The organism is Pedobacter cryoconitis (assembly GCF_014200595.1).
GTDB classification, from domain to species: Bacteria; Bacteroidota; Bacteroidia; order Sphingobacteriales; family Sphingobacteriaceae; genus Pedobacter; species Pedobacter cryoconitis_C.
This window is the reverse complement of the sequence record NZ_JACHCG010000007.1, coordinates 155,521-162,093: the sequence shown is the minus strand read 5'-3', so window position 1 is coordinate 162,093 and position 6,573 is coordinate 155,521. Positions and strand designations below refer to the sequence as shown.

Here is a 6,573-nt window from a genome sequence, read left to right as displayed (position 1 = left end):
ATCTGCTTCCTTCTGGTTACACTTACGTAAGTTCTACGCCACCAGCGGGTACGGTTTATGTTCCTGCAACCGGTCTGTGGACAATCGGTACACTGACTAATGGTACGGCCTCGACACTGACCATTACCGCTACCGTAAATGCAGCTGGTTCTTATGCCAATACGGCAACGATTACCGGTAACGAGAATGATCCGACACCGGGTAACAATACCTCGACAGCCACACCAGCTCCTACAGCAACCACCAATTTAGCACTGGTAAAAACCGTGGATAATCCTACCCCTGCTGTTGGAAATAACGTCGTGTTTACCCTGGTGGCTACTAATAATGGCCCGAGTGATGGTACGGGTATCGTAGTTACTGATCTGCTTCCGGCTGGTTACACCTACGTGAGCTCTACGCCACCAGCGGGTACGACTTATGTTCCTGCAAGCGGTCTGTGGACAATCGGTACTTTAACAAATGCTGCAACCTCTACACTGACCATTACCGCTACCGTAAATGCAGCTGGTTCTTATGCCAATACTGCTAGTATTACTGGTAACGAGAATGATCCGATTCCGGGTAATAATACTTCAACAGCTACTAGCACTCCTACAGCAACCACCAATTTAGCACTGGTGAAAACAGTAGATAATCCTACACCTGCTGTTGGAAATAACGTCGTGTTTACACTCGTTGCGACCAACAATGGCCCAAGTGATGGTACGGGTATCGTGGTTACAGATCTGCTTCCTGCTGGTTACACTTATGTAAGTTCTACGCCTCCGGCTGGTACGACTTATGTTCCTGCAACCGGATTATGGACAATCGGTACTTTAACAAATGCTGCGACCTCAACAATGACCATTACCGCTACCGTAAATGCAGCTGGTACTTATGCCAATACTGCTAATATTACTGGTAACGAGAATGATCCGACTCCGGGTAACAATACCTCAACAGCAACACCGGTTCCTATAGCAACTACGAATTTAGCACTGGTGAAAACGGTAGACAACCCCACTCCTGCTGTTGGGAATAATGTCGTGTTTACACTGGTTGCCACCAACAATGGCCCAAGTGATGGTACAGGTATCGTAGTTACTGATCTGCTTCCGGCAGGTTACACCTACGTGAGCTCTACGCCACCAGCGGGTACGACTTATGCTCCTGCAACCGGACTGTGGACAATCGGTACTTTAACAAATGCTGCGACCTCAACACTGACCATTACCGCTACCGTAAATGCAACTGGTACTTATGCCAATACAGCAACGATCACAGGTAACGAGAATGATCCGATTCCGGGCAATAATACTTCAACAGCTACTAGTACTCCTACAGCAACCACCAATTTAGCACTGGTGAAAACGGTAGATAATCCTACCCCTGCTATTGGAAATAACGTAGTCTTTACACTGGTTGCTACTAACAATGGCCCGAGTGATGGTACAGGAATAGCTGTAACAGATCTGCTTCCTGCTGGTTACACTTATGTAAGTTCTACGCCTCCGGCTGGTACGACTTATGTTCCTGCAACCGGTCTGTGGACAATCGGTACACTGGCTAATGGCACTACCTCGACACTAACCATTACCGCCACCGTAAATGCAGCTGGTTCTTATGCCAATACTGCTAGTATTACCGGTAACGAGAATGATCCGACACCGGGTAACAATACCTCTACGGCAACACCAGTTCCTACAGCAACCACCAACTTAGACCTGGTGAAAACGGTTAATAACCTTACACCTACAGTAGGCAGCAACGTCGTGTTTACACTGGTTGCCACCAACAATGGCCCAAGTGATGGTACAGGTATAGTAGTTACTGATCTGCTTCCTGCTGGTTACACTTACGTAAGTTCTACGCCGCCAGCGGGTACGACTTATGTTCCTGCAACTGGTCTGTGGACAATCGGTACTTTAACAAATGCCGCTACCTCGACACTGACCATTACCGCTACCGTGAATGCAACTGGTTCTTATGCCAATACGGCAACGATTACCGGTAACGAGAATGATCCGACTCCGGGTAACAATACCTCGACAGCGACTCCGGTTCCTACAGCAACCACCAATTTAGACCTGGTAAAAACGGTAGATAACCTTACGCCTGCGGTTGGAAACAACGTAGTCTTTACACTTGTTGCCACTAACAATGGCCCAAGTGATGGTACAAGCATAGTCGTAACAGATCTGCTTCCTGCTGGTTACACCTATGTAAGTTCTACGCCTCCGGCTGGTACTACTTATGCTCCTGTAACCGGACTGTGGACAATCGGTACTTTAACAAATGCCGCTACCTCGACACTGACCATTACTGCTACGGTAAATGCAACTGGTTCTTATGCCAATACAGCAACGATCACAGGTAACGAAAATGATCCGACGCCGGGTAACAATACCTCTACGGCAACACCGGCTCCTATAGCAACCACCAATTTAGACCTGGTGAAAACGGTAGATAATCCTACACCTACAGTAGGCAGCAACGTCGTGTTTACACTGGTTGCCACCAACAATGGCCCAAGTAATGGTACAGGAATCGTGGTAACAGACCTGCTTCCTTCTGGTTACACTTACGTAAGTTCTACGCCGCCAGCGGGTACCACTTATGTTCCTGCAACAGGTCTGTGGACAATCGGTACTTTAACAAATGCTGCAACCTCTACGCTGACCATTACCGCCACGGTAAATGCAGCTGGTTCTTATGCCAATACGGCAACGATTAACGGTAACGAGAATGATCCGACACCGGGTAACAATACCTCTACGGCAACGCCAGTTCCTACAGCAACTACCAATTTAGACCTGGTGAAAACTGTAAACAACGCCACTCCTGTAGTAGGCACAGACGTAATCTTCACCTTAGTTGCCACCAATAATGGCCCAAGTAACGGTACAGGAATCGTGGTAACAGACCTGCTTCCTTCTGGTTACACTTACGTGGGCTCTACGCCACCAGCGGGCACCACTTATGTTCCTGCAACCGGACTGTGGACAATCGGTACTTTAACAAATGCCGCTACATCGACACTGACTATTACCGCTACCGTGAATGCAACTGGTACTTATACCAATACGGCAACAATCACAGGTAACGAGAATGATCCGACGCCGGGCAACAATACCTCAACGGCAACAACAACGCCTACAGCAACCACTAACTTAGACTTGGTGAAAACGGTAGATAACCCTACACCTACAGTAGGCAGCAACGTCGTGTTTACACTGGTTGCCACTAACAATGGCCCAAGTAATGGTACAGGTATCGTCGTAACAGACCTGCTTCCTTCTGGTTACACTTACGTAAGTTCTACGCCACCAGCGGGCACCACTTATGTTCCTGCCACTGGTCTGTGGACAATCGGTACTTTAACAAATGCTGCAACTTCGACGTTAACCATTACCGCTACCGTAAATGGAACTGGTTCTTATGCCAATACAGCAACAATTACAGGTAATGAGAATGATCCGACGCCAGGTAACAATACCTCAACAGCAATAACAACGCCTACAGCAACCACCAACTTAGACCTGGTGAAAACCGTAGACAATGCCAACCCGGCAGTTGGAAGTAACGTCGTGTTTACACTGGTTGCCACTAACAATGGCCCGAGTAATGGTACAGGTATCGTCGTAACAGATCTGCTTCCTTCTGGTTACACTTACGTAAGTTCAACTCCGCCAGCGGGTACAACTTATGTTCCTGCGACAGGACTGTGGACAATTGGTACATTAAATAATGCTGCTACCTCTACGCTAACCATTACCGCTACCGTAAATGCAATTGGTTCTTATGCCAATACAGCAACCATTACCGGTAACGAAAACGATCCGGCTTCAGGTAATAACACTTCTACAGCAACAACAACACCGGGAACAAGAGCGCATCTGAACATCGTGAAAGCGTTGAAAAATCCAGCGCAAGCTAACTTTGTTCCTGGTCAGGCAGTCGTTTATACTATTAACGTAACCAACAACGGCCCAAGTGATGCTGCTGCGGTAAACATTGCTGATACTGCTCCGGTAGGAACGACAATCAGCAGCTGGACTGCCATCACTTCACCAGGGGTAACTTATCCGAATGCTTCGGGTACTGGTAACCTGACTGAAACGCTGACTACCTTAGCCAACGGATTGACTGCAACTTACGAAGTAACTGTTCAGACACCAACCAGCTTTACAGGTAACCTGAGCAATTCAGTAACGGCTACAAGCACAACAACCGACCCTACTCCGGGCCCTTGTACAACTTGTACCACGACTCCACTACCTGCAAGCGGCCAGGCTCATCTGAATACTGTCAAAACACTGAAAGACCCAGCGCAAACCAGTTTTGTCCCTGGTCAGTCAGTTGTTTACAGAATCAACGTGACTAATAACGGCCCGAGTGATGCTGCTGCGGTAACCATTACGGATACTGCTCCGACAGGAACGACAATCAGCAGCTGGACTGCTATAGCTTCTGCGGGAGTTACTTATCCGAATGCATCCGGCACAGGTAATCTGAACGAAATAATTGCAACTTTAGGCAACGGCCTCACTGCGACTTACGAAGTAACTGTTCAGACACCGGCCAGCTTCACTGGTAACCTGAGTAACTCAGTAACGGCTACAAGTACAACAACCGACCCTACTCCGGGCCCTTGTACAACTTGTACCACGGCTCCACTCCCTGCTGCTGCCAGTGCAATGGCTCATCTGAATACTGTCAAAACACTGAAAGACCCAGCGCAAACCAGCTTTGTTCCTGGTCAGGCAGTCGTATACAGAATCAACGTAACCAACAACGGCCCGAGTGATGCTGCTGCGGTAACCATTACTGATACTGCTCCGGCAGGAACGACAATCAGCAGCTGGACTGCTATAGCTTCTGCGGGAGTTACTTATCCGAATACTTCTGGTACAGGTAATTTGAACGAAACAATTGCAACTTTAGGCAACGGCCTCACTGCGACTTACGAAGTAACTGTTCAGACACCGGCCAGCTTCACTGGTAACCTGAGTAACTCGGTAACAGCTACCAGTACAACAACTGATCCTACTCCGGGCCCTTGTACAACTTGTACCACGGCTCCACTCCCTGCTGCTGCCAGTGCAATGGCACATCTGAATACTGTCAAAACACTGAAAGACCCAGCGCAAACCAGCTTTGTTCCTGGTCAGGCAGTTGTTTACAGAATCAATGTGACCAACAACGGCCCAAGTGATGCTGCTGCGGTAACTATTACGGATACCGCTCCGGCAGGAACGACAATCAGCAGCTGGACTGCTATAGCTTCTGCGGGAGTTACTTATCCGAATGCATCGGGCACAGGTAATCTGAACGAGACAATTGCAACCTTAGGCAATGGCCAGATTGCAACTTATGAAGTAACTGTTCAGACACCGGCCAGCTTCACTGGTAACCTGAGTAACTCGGTAACAGCTACCAGTACAACAACTGATCCTACTCCGGGCCCTTGTACAACTTGTACCACGGCCCCACTCCCTGCTGCTGCCAGTGCAATGGCACATCTGAATACTGTCAAAACACTGAAAGACCCAGCACAAACAAGCTTTGTTCCGGGTCAGGCAGTTGTTTACAGAATCAATGTGACCAACAACGGCCCAAGTGATGCTGCTGCGGTAACTATTACGGATACCGCTCCGGCAGGAACGACAATCAGCAGCTGGACAGCAATAACTGCTGCGGGTGTAACTTATCCGAATACATCGGGTAACGGAAATCTGAATGAGACACTGGCTACTTTAGCGAACGGAAAAACTGCTACTTATGAAGTTACTGTTCAGACACCGGCAACCTTTACAGGTAACCTGAGTAACTCGGTAACTGCAACCAGTACAACACCTGACCCTACTCCAGGACCTTGTACCACTTGCACTACTGCACCGATCAGCTCTAGTCCGCAAGCATCACTGGTGGTGGTTAAAACACTGAAAGATCCTGCACAGCAAAACTTTGTTACAGGAGATGCAGTGATTTATACCATCAAGGTGACCAATAACGGGCCAAATGACGCACTTGATGTGAACATCAAAGATGTGGCTCCGGCAGGAACCAGGATTACCAAATGGGCAGCCATACCAGTAACCGGATTAACCTACCCTAACATTGGCGGAACAACTGATCTCAATGAAACTATAGCTGTGCTGCCAAACGGATTAACAGCAGTTTATGAGGTAACTGTTCAGACACCGGTAACCTTTACAGGTAGTTTAATCAATACAGTAGTAGTCAATAGCAGAACGAATAATCCTAATTCTTCTGATTGTCCTAACTGTACTACTAACCCATTGAGTTCAGTTCTGCCTGATATCATCATTCCAAACGTAATCACACCAGACGGTGATGGTAAAAATGACAGGCTTGTCATTCCTGGAATTGAACATTATCCAGGATCTGTACTGCTGATTTATAACAGATGGGGTAACCAGGTTTACAGGGCCACAAATTACGATAACAGCTGGACGGGCGAAGGCTTAAGCGGAGGTACTTACTACTATGTACTTCAGTTGAAAACAGGCCAGAATACCAAAAGCTATAAAGGTTGGATTGAATTATTAAAATAACAGAACGATAGAT

Annotated in this window: 1 protein-coding gene; it reads left to right on the top strand. The window is 47.7% G+C overall.

Features of this window, described 5'->3' with window-relative positions:
- A partial coding sequence (locus HDE70_RS26720) for a gliding motility-associated C-terminal domain-containing protein (RefSeq protein WP_183892354.1) occupies positions 1-6,560 on the top strand: 6,560 nt, incomplete at its 5' end.
- Positions 6,561-6,573 lie beyond the last annotated feature (13 nt).